This window comes from Anabaena sp. UHCC 0451 (assembly GCF_034931405.1).
In the GTDB taxonomy this organism is placed as follows: domain Bacteria; phylum Cyanobacteriota; class Cyanobacteriia; order Cyanobacteriales; family Nostocaceae; genus RDYJ01.
In genome coordinates this window covers 1-17,803 of sequence record NZ_JAYGHA010000057.1, presented here as the reverse complement: position 1 = coordinate 17,803, position 17,803 = coordinate 1, and the positions used below count along the sequence as shown (strand labels likewise).

The window sequence follows — 17,803 nt, the reverse complement described above, 5'->3', positions numbered from 1 at the left end:
GTTTTTGGATGACATACTCTTTTTATACTCAATACTGTTTGGTTAAGGATTACAGTGCAACCTAAAAAATGCCTTTAAATGTTAGTTAACCTACATGATTTGTTTTTTGAGCTTAACCGAAAAGTATTGGGAAGGAAGTAGGCAATTTTAAAATTCATTCATCCTCATCTTCAGATCCCAAAAATTGATATTTTAAAAATCTGAAGATTTCACGAATTATTTCGGTAGTAATTTTTTTCCAAAGCCATTGTATCTATATGTTATTGAACAAGAAATCTTAAGTGCAGGAAGGTGTATAATTGCTACAATGGAAATTTACGCTAAGATGTAGAAGGGAATGTACGTTTTAATCGGTCGAATTTGATTAATTTTATTAATGATTGTCACCTGTGATTAAATATAGGGAAAACTCTAATCACACTAGGCAGAGATTCCCTTAGTTGACAAAATTGTTAACAACCACATCTCTAACTTGATAATTCGCTGGGTGATAAAAACTGAATGGAGCAGAGCCGAGTATGGAAGCGATGAAGCGTATTCTGCGGGTAATTCGTGCTAACGTCAATAGTTTGATAAATGGTGCTGAAGATCCAGAAAAAATTCTAGAGCAAACTTTTTTGGAAATGCAGTCAAATTTGGTACAGTTGCGTCAAGGGGTTGCTGGGGCGATCGCTACTCAAAAACGTACTGAACGTCAAGCGATCGCATCTGAGTCTCAAGCCCAAGAATGGTATCGTCGCGCTCAACTGGCTCTGCAACAGGGTAATGATGCTTTAGCACGGGAAGCTCTCACCAAACGTCAAACTTATCAACAAACTGCTAAAACCCTGTTTGAGCAAATAGAACAACAAAAACAGGTGGTAGAGAAATTAAAGCAGGATATGGGACGTTTGGAGTTAAAAACTGCGGAAGTGAGAACAAAAAAAGATATGTACATTGCTCGCGCTCGTTCTGCTGAAGCATCCTCTAAAATTCAGGAAATGCTGGGGGGAGTTTCGGCTACATCTGGACTGGGTGCGTTAGAACGGATGGAAGATAAGGTTTTACAAATGGAAGCGCAATCAGCCGCTATTAGTCAACTAGATAGTGACAATCTGGAAACAAGATTTGCTAAGTTGAATTCTATTCATAATGTGGATGCTGAACTAGCAGCAATGAAAACCCAAATGTTAGATCAGGTAAATAACACGCCCGAATAGCAAGTAAAAACAACGCTCAAAACTCCAGAGTGTTAAATGTGATGAGTTAATGTAGCTGAATTATAGTGTCATGATTCAGAATGGAGAGAGAATGCCATTCCAGACTGAAAAGATTAAATTGAAATAGGTATCCCTTAAAACAGTAAAAAAGCTCACTGTCTAACCAAGCGCGTAAACCTCGAAAGGAAAAACAAAGTTATGGGATTATTTGATCGCATTAAAAGAGTAGTTGGTGCTAATGTTAACGATTTGATCAACAAAGCTGAAGATCCAGAAAAGATGCTAGAACAAGCCATCCTGGAAATGCAGGAAGACTTGGTACAGCTGCGTCAGGGGGTTGCTCAAGCAATTGCTGCCCAAAAACGCACTGAGAAACAGTACAATGATGCTGCAAATGAAGTTAATAAATGGCAACGTAACGCTCAACTAGCTCTGCAAAAAGGTGATGAAAACCTAGCACGTCAAGCCTTAGAGCGCAAAAAAAGTTTTACAGATACATCTACAGCCCTAAAAACTAGCCTGGATCAACAAAATATTCAGGTAGACAGCATCAAGAAGAATTTAATCCAGCTAGAGAGCAAAATTTCTGAAGCCAAAACCAAGAAAGAAATGCTCAAAGCCAGAATTACTGCTGCTAAAGCCCAAGAGCAGATTGGATCAATGGCGAGGGGGATGAATACCAGCAGTGCTATGGCCGCTTTTGAGCGCATGGAAGAAAAGGTGATGATGCAAGAAGCCCGCGCTCAATCTACAGCAGAATTAGTAGGTGCTGATTTAGAGAACCAATTTGCACAGTTGGAATCTGGTAGTGATGTTGATGATGAATTAGCAGCTTTGAAAGCTAGTATGCTACCACCAGCAACTCCTGTCAGTCAACCGCAGTTACCCCCACAACAACAAACTAGCAATACTAAACCTGCTGAACCTGTAGATTCTGAATTGGAAGCTCTCAAGAGACAATTAGATCAAATGTAACTTTTGCAGACAACACACTTGAAATATTCCCACACCTCTTGGTCGTGGGATTTTGCTTCCTTGGGGACTGAGGGAGAAAAATAAATTCTTGCTTCTGACTCCTATACGGGCGAAGCATTCGGTGGAAGGGCGAAGCATTCGGAAGATAAACAAGGGAAAAAACCGATAATTTATCGACCGAATGCTTCGCCCCTAAGACTCCTTTTTACGATACAGTAAATTGTGTGTCAACTTTGATTAATGCCACCTAATGGAGACTGCAATGAGTAAGGGTGTAATCACCATCACTGATGCTGAATTTGAAACTGAAGTTTTAAAAGCTGATCAGCCTGTATTAGTTTACTTTTGGGCTTCCTGGTGTGGTCCTTGTCAATTGATGTCGCCAATGATTAATTTAGCTGCTACTAAATACAGCGATCGCCTGAAAATTGTCAAAATGGAAATTGACCCTAACCCTATAACTGTCAAACAGTATCAGGTGGAAGGTGTTCCTGCACTCAGGTTAATTAAAGAAAACCAACTTTTAGAATCGACTGAGGGAGTTATTAGCAAAGATAAATTACTCGAACTCTTGGATACGCATTTAAATAGTAATTAGTTAATGGTCAGGGACTGGGGACTGGGGACTGGGGACTGGGAAGAGATGCCAATAACCAATGCCCAATACCCAATGCCCAATGACTAATGACTAATGACTAATGAACAATGACTAATGACTAAGATGCAATTTGCAAAGCGTTTACAACCCTTAGAATCTAATGTATTTGCGGATATGGACATGGCTAAGGCTGTGGCTATAGCTGCTGGACGAGAATTAATTGATTTGTCTCTGGGGTCTTCTGATTTACCCGCAGAGAATCATGTGATTGATGCGATCGCTAAATCTCTCTATGATCCTAGCACTCATGGTTATTTGCTGTTTCGCGGAACTCAGAAATTTCGCCAAGCTGCGGCGCAATGGTATGAGCAGAAATTTAGTATTAAAGTTGACCCAGAAACAGAAGTTTTACCTTTGATTGGTTCTCAAGAAGGAACTGCTCATTTACCGTTAGCAATTCTCAATCCTGGCGATTTTGCTCTGTTATTAGATCCTGGCTATCCTTCCCATGTGGGAGGAGTTTATTTAGCTAGTGGGCAAATTTACGCAATGCCATTAAAGGCAGAAAATAATTTTTTACCAGTGTTGACTGATATTCCCGCTTCAGTTTTGGCTCAGTCACGGATGATGGTTTTAAGCTATCCCCATAATCCTACCAGTGCGATCGCTCCTTTATCGTTCTTCCAAGAAGCTGTGGCTTTTTGTCAAAAGCACAACATTGTTTTAGTCCATGATTTCCCTTACGTAGATTTAGTCTTTGCTAAAGACTCAATTCCCAGTCCCCAGTCCCCAGTCCCCAATCCCCAATCCCTAGTTCCTTCAATTCTCCAAGCTGATCCAGAAAAAAGCGTTTCTATTGAATTTTTCACCCTGTCCAAGTCTTATAATATGGGTGGTTTCCGCATTGGTTATGCGATTGGTAATGCTCAATTAATTCAAGCTTTAAGGCAGGTAAAAGCAGCGGTTGACTTTAATCAGTATTTGGGAATTTTAAACGGAGCGATCGCTGCACTGACAGGAAATCAAGATGGGGTGAAAGTTGCTGTTGATACCTTCCGTCAACGTCGTGACGCTTTCATAAATGCCCTACATCGCATTGGTTGGAACGTCCCTAAACCGGAAGCGACTATGTACATTTGGGCAAAATTACCAGAGCCTTGGAGTAACAATTCCATTAAATTCTGCACTGAGCTAGTTAAACAAACTGGTGTCGCTGCTTCCCCTGGTGCTGGTTTTGGTCAAGCTGGTGAAGGCTATGTGCGTTTTGCTTTAGTGCAAGAACCACCTATATTAGAAACTGCTGTAAGTAGAATTGCTGATTTTTTGAAATGTTAAATCTAGTTAAATCTAGGTTTAGCAATGCTAAACCCTTACAAATAGGATGTAGAAAATGGAGAATTTCCAGGTCACTTGTTAGAATAGAGAAGAGGTATTTTTGTAAAATTACCTAACATTAGCCGTGACTTTATCTTCCCCAACTCTACCACTAGTTAAAAACCCAGAGAAACTAGAAAATCGGTTAACAGAAATTCCCCCAGAACCGGGGGTTTATTTGATGCGCGATGGGAGCGATCGCATAATATATATAGGTAAATCTCGCAAATTGCGTTCCCGCGTCCGTTCCTATTTCCGTGATGACCGCAACAAAACCGAACGCATCAACACAATGGTTAAATTGGTGACAGAAATTGAATTTATTGTCACTGATACGGAAACAGAAGCATTAGCATTAGAAGCAAATTTAATTAAACAGCATCAACCTTATTTTAATGTTTTACTGAAAGACGATAAAAAATATCCATATCTCTGCATTACTTGGTCAGAACAATATCCGCGCATTTTTATTACTCGTAAACGTCAGTTAGGAAAAGCAAAAGATAAATATTATGGTCCCTATACAGATTCAGGTTTATTGCGGGAAATAGTCCACCTGTGTAAACGCATATTTCCTCAGAAACAAAGACCACAACCTTTATTTAAAGATCGTCCTTGTTTAAATTATGATATTGGTCGTTGTCCTGGAGTTTGTCAAAAATTAATTTCTCCTGAAGAATACCGGACAATTATCCAAAAAATAGCAATGGTATTTCAAGGAAGAACTCAGGAACTAATTGATATTTTAACAACACAAATGCAAGCTGCATCTGAAGAATTTAATTTTGAAACAGCAGCAAAAATTCGTGATCAAATTGTCGGTTTAAAATCTCTTACTGCACAGCAAAAAGTATCCTTACCTGATGATACTGTATCACGAGATGCCATTGCTTTAGCGATGGATGATCAACACGCCTTTATTCAATTATTTCAAATTCGTGCAGGTCAATTAGTAGGAAGATTAGCTTTTGTTGCTAATTCTCACGCTGAACCAGGAGCGATTTTACAACGAGTTTTAGAGGAACATTACCAAACTGCGGAAAGTGTAGAAATTCCCACAGAAATTTTAGTACAACATGAGTTAACAGATGGGGAGATTTTAGCGGATATTTTGACAGAACGTAAAGGAAGAAAAGTAAATATTATTACACCTTTGCGACAAACAAAGGCAGAATTAATAGAAATGGTAGAACGCAATGCCCAATTTGAGTTACAAAGAATGCAAAAATTGGGTGATAGTAATCAAAAATCCTTGGAAGATTTAGCAGAGATTTTGGATTTAGCAGAGTTACCACATCGGATTGAAGGTTATGATATTTCTCACATTCAAGGTTCTAATGCGGTAGCTTCTCAAGTGGTATTTATTGATGGGATACCAGCTAAACAATATTACCGTCATTATAAGATTAAAAATCCCCAGGTGACTATTGGACATTCTGATGATTTTGCTAGTTTAGCAGAAGTTATACAAAGACGATTTAGGAAATATATTGAAGATCCAAAATTATCAAGATTTGGAAATTCTGACTGGCCTGATTTAGTGATGATTGATGGTGGTAAAGGTCAATTATCTGCTGTTGTGAGCATTTTACAAGAAATGAATTTGTTAGCAGATTTGCGGGTTGTGAGTTTAGCGAAAAAACGGGAAGAAATCTTTTTACCAGGAGAGTCTTTACCTTTAGAAACTAATGCAGAACAACCAGGAGTACAGTTATTGCGAAGATTGCGGGATGAAGCACACAGATTTGCTGTGAGTTTTCATCGTCAACAAAGAAGTGATAAATTAAAAAGGTCGCGGTTAGATGAAGTTCCCGGTTTAGGACAACATCGACAAAAGTTACTATTAGCTCATTTTCGCTCGGTTGATTATATCCGTCAAGCTACACCGCAACAGTTAACTGAAGTTCCGGGAATTGGTTCACGGTTAGCGCAGGAAATTTATGATTATTTTCATCCGAGTTGAGGAATGAACTATGCTGTATTATCTTCAAATAATTGCTTGCTAAGAATTTAATCTTATTTAATCTTTTAGTCTGATGATAACAGGATAAAACTAATTCTTAAATCCTGAATATTATTTCAATATAAATTTGTTAAACATACTTAAAGATATACAGCGGTTTACGTAGTTACGTTTTGGTTATAGAAGACCCTTGGATTTTTCTCAAGACTATCATAACATAACCCTTTCAGAAGTCAAGACCCTTGAAATTGCGTTGAGTCATTCGCAGCTATTCTCAATAATTTGGGGTAAAAAATGGGTGCTTACACTTTTTTGGAATTTTTGGGAAAAATCATGTAAAGAATTGTTAAGCAAAAAACGCAGATAAATGCAGATGATAAGAAAGATTTGCGATATCGCTCACAATCACCCCAATGTTGCTATGATGATTCTTTATTTTCCACAGTAGTAGGGATTGGGAATTAAGGACTGGGAAATAACTGTTACCAATTACCAATTACCCATTACCCATTACCCATTACCAATTACCCATTCATGCTTTATCCTATTATCTGGCAAAATAACTCAGTTGTACTCATTGATCAAACTCGTTTACCAAATGAGTATGCTGTCATAGAAATTCATCGCAGCGAAGACATGGCCGAGGCAATTAGAACTATGATTGTTAGAGGTGCGCCGGCTATTGGTGTTGCTGCTGCTTACGGAATGTATTTAGGTGCGAGGGAAATTGAAACCAGCGATCGCACCGAATTTTTACACCAATTAGAAAAAGTCGCCCAGTTATTGCGTTCTACCCGTCCCACCGCAGTAAACTTATTTTGGGCAATTGGGAAAATGATGCAAACAGCTTATGAAACTCTGGGGACAATAGCAGAAATTAAACAAATTCTCCTAGAAACTGCCCAAAAAATCAACGCTGACGATATTCAAACCTGTCAACAAATAGGTGATCATGGTTTAGCAGCTTTACCCAAAACCCCAAAAAAGTTAATTATCCTGACTCACTGTAACGCTGGTGCTTTAGCAACTGCTGGTTATGGTACTGCATTAGGTGTAGTGCGTTCAGCTTGGAGAGAAGGAAGGTTAACACGAGTATTTGCAGATGAAACCCGTCCCCGTTTACAAGGTGCAAAACTCACCGCTTGGGAATGTGTGCAAGAAGGAATTCCCGTTACAGTTATCACTGATAATATGGCCGCTCATTGCATGAAACAAGGTTTAATTGATGCGGTTGTGGTTGGTGCTGATAGAATAGCTGCAAATGGAGATACTGCTAATAAAATCGGTACTTATAGTTTAGCCATTGTTGCTAAAGCTCATCATATTCCTTTCTTTGTTGCTGCACCGATTTCTACTATTGATTTTACCTTAGCTAATGGGAGTCAAATTCCCATTGAAGAACGTCATCCCTCAGAAATTTATCAAGTTGGTGATACTGTTCTCACACCGACCGGAGTTGAATTTTATAATCCTGCTTTTGATGTTACTCCCGCAGAATTAATTACAGCTATTATTACAGAAAATGGTGCTTTTGCTCCTGGTGAGTTGGTAAAGTGTCATACTATTTCTCAATGAGAATAACCAGACTTACCTGTATACTCAGACAAGCATTTTTCTATCCAAGAATTCAAACTTTTACCTTCTTTTTTCGCTCGAATTGTAATTATTTGGTGTAATTGAGGATTAATTCTCACCACAAATTTACCTGAAAATGGTTTATCAGGTTCTTCACCACGTTCCTGACAGAATTCTAGATAATCATCTACTGAATCGTGAAAAGCTTTTTTCAACTCTTCTACACTACTACCTTGAAATGTAATCACATCTCGAATATTAATAACCTCACCATGAAAAATATCAGCTTCGTCGTCAAATTCAACTATTGCTTCATAACCTTTATATTTCATTGCTAACTCCTGCTTCTAGTAAAAAGCGACGCATGGATTTTACAGCACCTTTATCTGTTTCTTTTTGGGGATGAGGTCTATGAAAAACAGCTTTTACATCATTGAGATAAATTCTCACTCTTGAACCAGAACCTTGTGTTATTTCTGCTCCTAGTGCTACAAGCATTCCTTCAATATCACTCCAAGGAATGTTTGCTCTAACTGGATTTTCAAAGATAGCATCGAGGGATTTTTTGTGTTTAGTATTTAGTTCCATTATATAGTATCATAAGTTGATACTATTATCTACTAAAAGTTGACCTAATGATCATATTTAGCCAAAAAAATGAATCTAGCATTTACCAACTTGTAAAAATTACCCATGAAAAAATTAATTCCCACAATTTCCTTAATTATTTCCTGCATTTCTCTGGTTAGTTGTAGTAATGCACCAAACAGTACAACCACAGAAACATTAACTAATAATACTGCACAATCTCAACCGGAAAATTCCCCAGAACCGGAAACTAAACCAAAAACAGATACTCAAACTAAAACAAAATCTGTACCTCAAACAGTCAGCAAAACCACCATCAAAAATAAATCACCACAAATTGGTACAGTCAAAGAATTAGTAAATGGTGATTTACTATGTTATGTCAATTTAGTAGATGAACAAGGTCAAGAAAACCGAGTTGGTGCAAGTTTTGAGATTTGTGCAGAAGAAAGAAAATTTCTAAATAAAAAAGTACGTGCTGTTTTCACAATAGAATCAGTTAATGATTGCGAAAGTGCTGAACCTTGCGGAAAAAGTCGTCAAGAATCAATCATTACCAAAATGGAAGTTTTAGATGAAAAAACATCAACAAACCCCAAAGAAAGTAAAACCCAAACTATCAGTAATGGTGAGTGGACAATTACAACAGGTAATCATGAATCTTGGACAGGAGTTAATAATACAGGAAACTTGACTTATAAAGGATGTGATGCAAAAGGTCAATGTCTTGAATTAACAGGAGGTAGAGTTTCTTGTCGTGATGGAAAATGCGTGACAGGGTGGACAAATGGAGATTATGTTTATATCTTAGAACAACCGATTACAGAAGATGGAAATGCTGATTCAACCCTAATAGTAAGAAAAGGTGATCAAGAAATTCTCAAAGCGACAGGATTTAAAGAAGTTAATAGGTGAAAGGTGGCAGTTTTTTGTAGGTTGGTATTATCCTCAAACCACGGGAAAAATTCTTTCCCCACTACTTGGGTCAAACACAAACAACTGATTTAAATCTAACTGCAAATGCAGATTTTCCCCAGGATGTAAACGCACACCCCCACCCACCTGAACATTTATAAACCCAGAAGAACCGGGTAAAGAGACACGAATCAAAGTTTCCCTACCCAAAGGTTCAACAACCTTCACCTCAACAACTAACCCTCCTAACTCCTCCTCTCTGCGTTCTCTGCGTCTCTGCGGTTCGTTAATATTTCCAATACTAATATGTTCAGGACGAATACCCAAATTACATATTTGTTCTGGGTGCAACTTTAAAGCTGTGTTGATATTTTCAGGAATAGCTAATAATTGTCCGCTAATATCAAAATTATCACCCTTATAGATAGCAGGTAAAATATTCATAGGTGGATTACCCAAAAAACTTGCTACCATTTCATTAGCAGGTAAAGCGTAAATACTTTGAGGATCGCCAATTTGTTGAATACGTCCCCGATTTAATACTACAATTTTATCAGCTAAAGTCATTGCTTCAACTTGGTCATGGGTGACGTAAATTGTCGTAATTCCCAATTGTTGATGCAATTGCTTTAATTCTGCTCTGGTATCATCTCGTAATTGAGCATCTAAATTAGATAAAGGTTCATCAAGTAGAAATAATTGTGGTTGACGTGCGATCGCTCTTCCTAATGCTACCCGTTGCTGTTGTCCACCAGAAAGTTGTTTTGGTTTTCTGTCTAACAGATTTTCCAGAGAAAGCGATCGCGCAACCGTCAAAACTCGTTCTTGAATCGTCTTTTTATTAACCTTTCGCATTTCCAAACCAAAAGCGATATTTTGGGCGACGGTTTTATGGGGATAAAGGGCATAATTTTGAAATACCATCGCCACATCACGCGCCCTTGCTGGGATATCATTAACCAAGCGATCGCCTATAAACAAATTACCAGATGTTGCAGTTTCCAATCCAGCAATAGTTCGTAAAATTGTAGATTTCCCGCACCCCGAAGGACCAACTAGCACCCAAAATTCACCATCAGGAATTTCAAAAGTAATATCCTCGATAGCGGTGACATTGTTGAATTTACGCTTAATATTTTCTAGAACAACTTTTGCCATTATGAAATTAATTCGTTGTATTTGACAGTTTGATCCAATTATACGGGAACGTTCATATCTAGATCCCCGACCTCTAAGATCAATTTATCATTTATGGACACAATAAATAAAAGAAGTCGGGGATCTTATCGCCTTACCTGAATTCTTACTGCTAAACTAATTGATGTGTAATTAGATTCACGGAATTTAAACAAATGGATTTTAGTCAAGTGCTGGCTGATAAAAATGATATTATTTTAGATAAATGGGTAATAGCTGTTCGCCAAGATAGACAAATAGAAAGTGCTGATAATCTATCCTTCAGTGCAATTAAAAATCACATTCCATATATATTGAAAGCAATAGTAACAGTCCTTTCAACCTATGAGAGCAATGATTTTAAGTCAATCGTCACCGCTAGTTGGGAACATGGAGTTATTAGAGCTACACAAGGCTTTAACTCAGAAGAAATTGCTAGAGAATATCATCATTTAAGAGCAGTAATATGTGATGTAATCCAAGAAGATTTGTTGCAGGGAACTCCTAGAGATATTATTCGGGCTTTTCGGTTGATTAACACTGTCCTTGATGAAGCGATCGCTCGGTGTTTTAATAGTTATGTTGATGAACGATTCAGAGAATTAGATCATCTGCATAATACTTTAACTTTGCACAATCAGGAACTAACTAGATTAATTAATGCTAATCGAGAAAATCTCTCTTTACTAACTCATGATTTAAAACAGCCTCTAGCTTCAATTATTGGTTACTCTGATTTATTTTTACGTCAACATCGAAAAACTGATGAAAAAGAAGCTTATCATAATATTGAACATATTGAACGAGTATTACGTAATGGCAGACAATTGCTACGTTTAATTAATGATTTACTAGAAGTATCGCGCTATGAATCCGGCAAAATCAAACTTGAACTTACATCACCTGATGTCTGTGAAATCATTACTGATGTATGTGAAATGCTTGAGCCTTTAGCTGCTGAAAAAAAATTGGCACTCGTAGTTAATTATGAACAAAAGCCTCAAAAAATAATCACAGATGCCTTTCAATTACAACAAATTATCATAAATCTTGTTAGTAATGCGATTCGCTATACAGAGTCGGGAAGTATTAACATTACTTGTCATCTATTAGATAATCAAAAATGGGAATTTATCGTTTCTGATCCAGGTATTGGCATTGCACCAGAAAACCAAAAGCAGATTTTTGAACCCTATTTTCGTTGCCATAGTCAAAAGTCTCACCTACCTGACAGTACTGGTTTAGGTTTAACAATAGTTTCGCACTTAGTGAAACTATTACAAGGTGAAATTAAGCTAGTTTCTCAAGTGGGGGTTGGTTCTACCTTTACTGTAATTTTGCCTTTGCAAATAGAAATGAAAGAAAGTTGATTTCGAGCAGAGACGCAAAAATGCTAAAAATAGTTTTGCGTCTTTGTATGAAATCAATAGTTCTCAATCTAATAAACCTCGTTCTTTCAATTTAGAACTTTGCTGAATCGAGATATGAAAGTCAAAAATTCCATCTCTGAGCATTTCACTCTGAGCATTTCAATGAATTTGATCCATTTGCCTACATATTCCAAGCAGGATGGTTGAGAAGGGAAGACATCACCCGCACACCCCGCAGTTGATTAGAGAGGGGTAGATGACCTCTAGGGGCGCTTAAATCCCATGTAAACTCATGGGGGTAGCGCGTCCAGTTATTACCGCTTTTCCAGCCAATTTTCGTCCATAGGTTGATCCAGTTTTTACCCAACCCCAACCAAATTTCTCGCTGTACAGAAAAACCAAACTTTCCTTCTGAGTGGACTACCCACAGATGATTAATGGTTTGTAAGTCCTGAATTGGGAAATTATCTACATCGGTAAAATACAACCATTTTCTCTGCACCGTTGTGGGGCCTGCCACTTCACACATTTTTTGGATAGTCAGAAGGTCAGCTGCTTGGAACTCTTGACGGGTGAGTAGTTGTTGCAAAGAATTGTAACTGATCCCACAGTCTGATTTTAGAGGTACAATTCCTTCAGGAAAGTTAGTTTCTAGAAATTCCCTGGCTGTAGGTGCATCAGAGTTGTAGACTACTTGGTAAGCTTTACCATCAATCCAAGTTGCTGGAGTGTCACGACGTTTCAGTAAAAATTCCTGCAACACCTCTAATCCTTCATTACCCAAGTCAGCTAACTGTGGGATGATTTGTTGTTGGACTTTTTGGGACCCAGCGATTAACTTTTGGCGCAGGGAGTCGATGTCATTAGCAGTGCCTGATACAATCATTGGGTCTGTCATGCCATTACTCGTGTTAGCGGTGAGCGTGAAAAAACGAATCAGCTATTGGGCATTCTACAAAATGAAGCGCAGATAGCGAAAAGTAGTTTACTATTTTTGACTGTACAAAATAGCGCCGGTTTAACTGAAACCTACGTCTAAGCTACCAATAATTTATCAGCTAAAGCAGGGGATGATCTGCGCCTCAGACAAAGGAGATGGGGAGATGGGGAGATGGGGAGAAATAAATATTTACCTCCTGACTTCTTCCTTCTGACTCCTGTCTCCTGTCTCCTGAACTCCTTCTATTTGGAATGTGTGAAATATGTACGACAAGATTACCCCCCCGACAACTGGCGAAAAAATTACCTTCAAAAATGGTGAACCTGTTGTTCCAGAAAATCCCATTATTCCCTTTATTCGCGGTGATGGAACAGGTATAGATATTTGGCCTGCGACGGAAAAAGTGCTTGATGCTGCGGTTGCTAAGGCATATAAAGGCACAAGAAAGATTAGCTGGTTTAAGGTTTATGCTGGTGATGAAGCCTGTGATTTATACGGTACATACCAGTATTTACCTCAAGATACACTCACAGCTATTAAAGAATATGGCGTTGCTATAAAAGGACCTTTGACTACTCCCGTTGGTGGTGGAATTCGGTCTTTAAATGTGGCATTACGGCAAATTTTTGACCTTTACGCCTGTGTGCGTCCTTGTCGTTACTACGCTGGTACACCATCTCCACACAAAAACCCGGAAAAATTGGATGTAATTGTTTACCGGGAAAATACGGAAGACATTTATTTGGGGATTGAGTGGAAGCAGGGAAGCGAAATTGGCGATCGCTTGATCAAGTTCCTAAATGAAGAATTAATACCCGCTACCCCAGAACACGGTAAAAAACAAATTCCCCTCGATGCTGGTATAGGAATTAAGCCTATCAGTAAAAGCGGTTCTCAACGTTTGGTGAGACGTGCCATTAAACACGCTTTGACTTTACCCAAAGATAAGCAGCAAGTAACCTTGGTACATAAGGGTAACATCATGAAATACACCGAAGGCGCTTTTAGAGATTGGGGTTATGAACTAGCAACCAGCGAATTTCGTCAACAGTGCGTTACAGAAAGGGAATCTTGGATCTTAGGAAATAAGGAAAAAAACCCCAACATTTCCCTAGAAGAAAACGCCAGAATGATCGATCCTGGTTTTGATGCTTTAACACCAGAGAAAAAAGCGCAAATTGTCAAAGAAGTGGAAACAGTTCTTAATGATATTTGGGCAAGTCATGGAAATGGCAAATGGAAAGAGAAAATCATGGTCAATGATCGCATTGCCGATAGTATCTTTCAACAAATTCAAACTCGACCAGATGAGTATTCTATTCTGGCGACAATGAACCTCAACGGCGATTATTTATCTGACGCTGCTGCGGCGATAGTTGGCGGTTTAGGCATGGGTCCAGGGGCAAATATTGGCGACTCCTGCGCGGTTTTTGAAGCCACTCATGGTACAGCACCAAAACACGCAGGTTTAGATAAAATTAACCCCGGTTCTGTGATTCTTTCCGGTGTGATGATGCTGGAATTTATGGGTTGGCAAGAAGCCGCAGATTTGGTTAAAAAAGGATTGAGTGCAGCCATAGCAAATGGTCAAGTTACCTATGACTTAGCGCGGATGATTGAACCACCTGTAGAACCTTTGAAATGTTCTGAATTTGCAGATGCAATTATCAAACATTTTGGTTAATTTCTGTTAACTGTAGGGGCGGGGTTTCCCCGTCCTCTGCGGGGTTTCCCCGTCTCTCAATTGTCAGAATCAGGATGTCTGGTTACTGAGCGAAGTCGTTCGCGGAGCGTGGCGTTAGCCATAGTACAGGATTAAAGGATGAACAGGATTGATAACTTGTATAAAAATCATGTTTGAGTCATAATATTAATATATCCTAGTCAGGAGAATAAAAATTTTTATGGTTATCAGTCCTTTAAAACTCAACTTAGACACTGTTAATTTAACTGATGAACAGTTTTATCAACTATGTCAAAAAAACAGTGATTTACAATTTGAACGTACATCTACCGGAGAATTAATTATTATGCCACCAGTGGGAGGAGAAAGCGGAAATAGAGAAGCAGAATTTATTATAGATTTAGGTATTTGGAATCGGCAAACAAGACTTGGTTACACTTTTAGTTCTTCCACTATATTTAAACTACCAAATGGGGGCGATCGCTCTCCTGATGCAGCTTGGATTAAAAAAGAACGTTGGGAAGCATTAACACCTGAACAAAAACGTAAATTTCCCCCCATTGCACCAGATTTTGTAATTGAATTAAGGTCAGCTACGGATAATTTAGAAACTCTGCGTCAAAAAATGCAAGAATATATGAATGCAGGGGTAAAACTGGGATGGTTAATAAATCCTCAACAGCAACAAGTAGAAATTTATCGTTTAGGACAAGATGTAGAATTGCGAAATTTACCGACAAAATTATTAGGTGAAGAGATATTACCAGGATTTAGTTTAAGTTTAGATTGTTATTAATATATTTAATTTAAGGATGTGTTTTCACAACCCAACGGCGAAATAACTCTACAATAATTATCCATCGTCCCTGATTTTCTACAATCACATCATGACGTTTTAAAGTATCTAAAGCTGTCTGTAAATTACTTTCATCTATTCCTGTCAACTCAACCAAATCATTTAAACTTAATCCTTGGGGAGATTTTGCCAGATGACTTAAAATTACTTGTTGAATATTACCATTTTCCCCAGCTTGACCCCAAACACCATTAAAATAATTACTACCTCTGGTAAAAAATTCCGGTTTATTCACAACTGCTTCTACATCTTCTACATTAAAAACTGAGTCGCGGTTTCTTCCTTGTTCAAAGACAAAATCATTATATAGTCGGACTAAATGAAAACCTATTAACTGCACTAAATAAGGTTGTCCGTAGGTTAAATCATAAATTTTATCTAGTGTTTCTGGTGTATAGTCTAATAAAAAATCTTCAATAGCAGGGTTAGCGAGAATTTGACCAGTTGCACCACGACTGAGAAAACCCACACGAATATTAATCACACTACCAAAAAAGGGATGAAAATAATCTGCTGTCATTTCATCTAAAGTGTGCAACCCTGCAAAAGCAAAAGCAACTTGAGGAGATTCTTGTAATAAACCTCTCAATAAGTCCATAAAATTAGCAGGAATTTTTTGATCTTTAATTAAATCTTCAATTTTTTCAAATTCATCTAAAGCAATAATTAAACCACCAGATAAATTTTTAATTACTTCTTTAAAGTAACGGTTAAAAGTGAGGACAGGTAGTTTTAATAAATCATCATCATTGGGAGGGGGAATATTCACAACTTGGGAAATTTCATCACTAATAGCCATTAATACTTCACCTACACCTTGGGTTACATCTCCCAATTTGAGTAAATTCACATAAGCAACTTTTACCTGATTATCTAAAGAATTGGCAGCATTGCGTAAAATGGAAGTTTTACCCATGCGTCTATGACCATAAATGACTACAGACTGGAGTTGAGAAGTTCTTAACCAAATTTCTTCTAATTGTCTAATTATATCTTCTCTACCAATAAATAAATTACCACTTACTGGATCACCAATAATGTAGAGATTATTAACTGGTTTAGTAATATATATATTTTCAAATTCGTCCACTATTTTTAATATAATTTGCCCCCAATTTTCTGTAATATCTCTAATTAATCCCTTTTCAGCTTCAAACAGTTTGTCTAATGTATTTGCAATAACCACAATTTCTGCTACTGCACAAAGAAAAGCTAAATAACGTTTATTATAATATATGCTAGATTTGATAGTTTTTACGAATTCTATTACTTTCAGAAATCTATTTAATATTTGCCAAGTGTCAGGACGTAATAAACCTTTTCTCTGCGGAAAATTAGGTAATTCTAGATTTAAAATAGAGTATAATGTTTGAACATTGTTTAGCTTCTCCAAAACTTGAGCAAGGATATACATTTCTTCTCCATAGGGAAGGGAGCGAACTACTTCAAAAGCTTCTTTTGCTTTTATTGGTTGTTTTTCATGAAGATACCAAAATCCTGCCGCAGCAGCTTGAGAGTCAGTATCTAGGCAAGTATCTGTATTCAACTTCATCTGTAATTTTTTTTTCCAAGAGGAAGGTAAAAATAATAAATGATCTATTACTTCCGACTTGAATCTTTTATTGAGCGTAGCCGATGTAAAATATATTATTTCCCAATTATAAGTAGTTTCAGCTAATTGAGAAACATACCAAATTATTTGCTCTGGTGGTTTACTATTTAGTACCTGATTCACTGATTGGACTACAGGAATAAATTGCCAAGTATATAACAAATATTCATTAATATTATGTATTCCTGTTTTCCAGTCACGTAACAACCAATTTTCTAAAAGTATATTAAGAGAGGGTATGGGGATGGGAGTAATGCGGGGAAGTAACAAACTATCATTTTTGAGAATAAAAAGTAAGCCCATTAACCAATTGTCTGGACGTAAAACTGCCACACCGAATGCCACACCAAATACTACATCAAATACCACATCAAATGCCATTCCAAATAACGCACCAAATGCCATTCCAAATACCATACTAAATGCCATACCTTTCACTATATGTACCACGACATTTCGTACTAAAGCTAGTACCACACTTCCTGCTATCCCAAAGCCCACACCAAATGCCATACTTTGTGCTACACCAAACCCGACACTTCCTGCTACACCAAACGCCATACCTACTGCTATACCAAATACCATACCTTCGGTTATAACACCTGCTATACCGAACCCCATACCTACGGCTATACCAGATGCCACACCGAACCAGTCAATATACAAACCTAATGTTTTCAAAAATAAACAAATTAATATAGGTGTAATTATTGTTGAGATAACGCATTGAAATAATAAATTACGCTTAATGAAATTACTCCTGTTCATCGTTTCACCAGGAATATAACCCTCGCCAAAAGTATCAACATACCACCGCAAAGCCTGGGGAAAATAAAACACCCAATACAACAACAATAGATAATCTAAAGGATTCCATAATGATAGAGGACGGCGTAATTTTGGGGCTAAATCTAAACGCGGTACGGGAGATTGTTTATTCATAATAGATTTCTAAATAGTAGATTCAGAATATTTCTT

15 protein-coding genes are annotated in these 17,803 nt (G+C 37.6%); 10 read left to right on the top strand and 5 right to left on the bottom strand.

All coding sequences use genetic code 11. From position 1 onward, the window contains the following. The first annotated feature begins 518 nt into the window (after nt 1–518). From VB694_RS24595 to mtnA, 6 genes are all read left to right on the top strand, one after another. Nucleotides 519–1,199, top strand: coding sequence for a PspA/IM30 family protein (locus tag VB694_RS24595; RefSeq protein WP_323362955.1), 681 nt, complete (start codon nt 519–521; stop codon nt 1,197–1,199). 198 nt (nt 1,200–1,397) lie between these two features. Continuing rightward, complete coding sequence (locus tag VB694_RS24590; protein ID WP_323362954.1) at nt 1,398–2,174, top strand: PspA/IM30 family protein; 777 nt, start codon at nt 1,398–1,400, stop codon at nt 2,172–2,174. Between the two features lie 262 nt (nt 2,175–2,436). Then, nucleotides 2,437–2,772 (top strand): thioredoxin family protein, encoded by a 336-nt coding sequence (locus VB694_RS24585; protein WP_323362953.1) that lies wholly within the window; start codon nt 2,437–2,439, stop codon nt 2,770–2,772. A gap of 114 nt (nt 2,773–2,886) precedes the next feature. Further along, nucleotides 2,887–4,107, top strand: coding sequence for an LL-diaminopimelate aminotransferase (locus VB694_RS24580; RefSeq protein ID WP_323362952.1), 1,221 nt, complete (start codon nt 2,887–2,889; stop codon nt 4,105–4,107). A 124-nt stretch (nt 4,108–4,231) separates the two neighbouring features. Further along, nucleotides 4,232–6,109: an excinuclease ABC subunit UvrC gene (gene uvrC, locus VB694_RS24575; RefSeq protein ID WP_323362951.1), complete on the top strand. Its 1,878-nt coding sequence runs from the start codon at nt 4,232–4,234 to the stop codon at nt 6,107–6,109. 534 nt (nt 6,110–6,643) lie between these two features. Beyond that, nucleotides 6,644–7,684, top strand: coding sequence for an S-methyl-5-thioribose-1-phosphate isomerase (gene mtnA, locus VB694_RS24570; RefSeq protein WP_323362950.1), 1,041 nt, complete (start codon nt 6,644–6,646; stop codon nt 7,682–7,684). Here mtnA and VB694_RS24565 read toward each other — a convergent pair. Together VB694_RS24565 and VB694_RS24560 are read right to left on the bottom strand one after the other, a co-directional pair. Continuing rightward, nucleotides 7,678–8,016 (bottom strand): type II toxin-antitoxin system HicB family antitoxin, encoded by a 339-nt coding sequence (locus tag VB694_RS24565; protein WP_323362949.1) that lies wholly within the window; start codon nt 8,014–8,016, stop codon nt 7,678–7,680. The genes mtnA and VB694_RS24565 overlap by 7 nt on opposite strands. Beyond that, entirely contained in the window at nt 8,006–8,272 is a 267-nt protein-coding gene (locus VB694_RS24560) for a type II toxin-antitoxin system HicA family toxin (RefSeq protein WP_323362948.1), read from the bottom strand. Before VB694_RS24560 ends, VB694_RS24565 begins: the two co-directional genes overlap by 11 nt. A gap of 105 nt (nt 8,273–8,377) precedes the next feature. Between VB694_RS24560 and VB694_RS24555 the strand changes: the two genes are divergently transcribed. Next, nucleotides 8,378–9,187: a hypothetical protein gene (locus VB694_RS24555; RefSeq protein ID WP_323362947.1), complete on the top strand. Its 810-nt coding sequence runs from the start codon at nt 8,378–8,380 to the stop codon at nt 9,185–9,187. 33 nt (nt 9,188–9,220) lie between these two features. On the opposite strand, the gene VB694_RS24550 is transcribed toward VB694_RS24555, so the two are convergent. Beyond that, complete coding sequence (locus VB694_RS24550) at nt 9,221–10,345, bottom strand: ABC transporter ATP-binding protein (protein ID WP_323362946.1); 1,125 nt, start codon at nt 10,343–10,345, stop codon at nt 9,221–9,223. Nucleotides 10,346–10,539: 194 nt separating this feature from the next. Here VB694_RS24550 and VB694_RS24545 point away from each other — a divergent pair, with 194 nt between their 5' ends. Next, entirely contained in the window at nt 10,540–11,733 is a 1,194-nt protein-coding gene (locus VB694_RS24545; protein WP_323362945.1) for a HAMP domain-containing sensor histidine kinase, read from the top strand. A gap of 181 nt (nt 11,734–11,914) precedes the next feature. On the opposite strand, the gene VB694_RS24540 is transcribed toward VB694_RS24545, so the two are convergent. Beyond that, entirely contained in the window at nt 11,915–12,631 is a 717-nt protein-coding gene (locus tag VB694_RS24540) for a GUN4 domain-containing protein (RefSeq protein ID WP_323362944.1), read from the bottom strand. A gap of 304 nt (nt 12,632–12,935) precedes the next feature. On the opposite strand from VB694_RS24540, the gene VB694_RS24535 reads away from it, so the two are divergent. Further along, nucleotides 12,936–14,357 carry an NADP-dependent isocitrate dehydrogenase gene (locus tag VB694_RS24535; RefSeq protein ID WP_323362943.1) on the top strand — a complete coding sequence of 474 codons (1,422 nt, stop codon included), beginning with the start codon at nt 12,936–12,938 and terminating at the stop codon, nt 14,355–14,357. 220 nt (nt 14,358–14,577) lie between these two features. Then, nucleotides 14,578–15,153: a Uma2 family endonuclease gene (locus tag VB694_RS24530; RefSeq protein ID WP_323362942.1), complete on the top strand. Its 576-nt coding sequence runs from the start codon at nt 14,578–14,580 to the stop codon at nt 15,151–15,153. A 10-nt stretch (nt 15,154–15,163) separates the two neighbouring features. On the opposite strand, the gene VB694_RS24525 is transcribed toward VB694_RS24530, so the two are convergent. Beyond that, a complete protein-coding gene (locus VB694_RS24525; protein ID WP_323362941.1) occupies nt 15,164–17,767 on the bottom strand; it encodes an ATP-binding protein in 2,604 nt (867 codons plus the stop codon). Nucleotides 17,768–17,803: the final 36 nt, after the last annotated feature.

Excerpts from the sequence above, each read along its gene's own strand:
- VB694_RS24595 (WP_323362955.1), top strand. The coding sequence starts at position 519 with ATGGAAGCGATGAAGCGTATTCTGCGGGTAATTCGTGCTAACGTCAAT.
- VB694_RS24590 (WP_323362954.1), top strand. The coding sequence starts at position 1,398 with ATGGGATTATTTGATCGCATTAAAAGAGTAGTTGGTGCTAATGTTAAC.
- VB694_RS24585 (WP_323362953.1), top strand. The coding sequence starts at position 2,437 with ATGAGTAAGGGTGTAATCACCATCACTGATGCTGAATTTGAAACTGAA.
- VB694_RS24580 (WP_323362952.1), top strand. The coding sequence starts at position 2,887 with ATGACTAAGATGCAATTTGCAAAGCGTTTACAACCCTTAGAATCTAAT.
- mtnA (WP_323362950.1), top strand. The coding sequence starts at position 6,644 with ATGCTTTATCCTATTATCTGGCAAAATAACTCAGTTGTACTCATTGAT.
- VB694_RS24565 (WP_323362949.1), bottom strand. The coding sequence starts at position 8,016 with ATGAAATATAAAGGTTATGAAGCAATAGTTGAATTTGACGACGAAGCT.
- VB694_RS24560 (WP_323362948.1), bottom strand. The coding sequence starts at position 8,272 with ATGGAACTAAATACTAAACACAAAAAATCCCTCGATGCTATCTTTGAA.
- VB694_RS24555 (WP_323362947.1), top strand. The coding sequence starts at position 8,378 with ATGAAAAAATTAATTCCCACAATTTCCTTAATTATTTCCTGCATTTCT.
- VB694_RS24550 (WP_323362946.1), bottom strand. The coding sequence starts at position 10,345 with ATGGCAAAAGTTGTTCTAGAAAATATTAAGCGTAAATTCAACAATGTC.
- VB694_RS24545 (WP_323362945.1), top strand. The coding sequence starts at position 10,540 with ATGGATTTTAGTCAAGTGCTGGCTGATAAAAATGATATTATTTTAGAT.
- VB694_RS24540 (WP_323362944.1), bottom strand. The coding sequence starts at position 12,631 with ATGACAGACCCAATGATTGTATCAGGCACTGCTAATGACATCGACTCC.
- VB694_RS24535 (WP_323362943.1), top strand. The coding sequence starts at position 12,936 with ATGTACGACAAGATTACCCCCCCGACAACTGGCGAAAAAATTACCTTC.
- VB694_RS24530 (WP_323362942.1), top strand. The coding sequence starts at position 14,578 with ATGGTTATCAGTCCTTTAAAACTCAACTTAGACACTGTTAATTTAACT.
- VB694_RS24525 (WP_323362941.1), bottom strand. The coding sequence starts at position 17,767 with ATGAATAAACAATCTCCCGTACCGCGTTTAGATTTAGCCCCAAAATTA.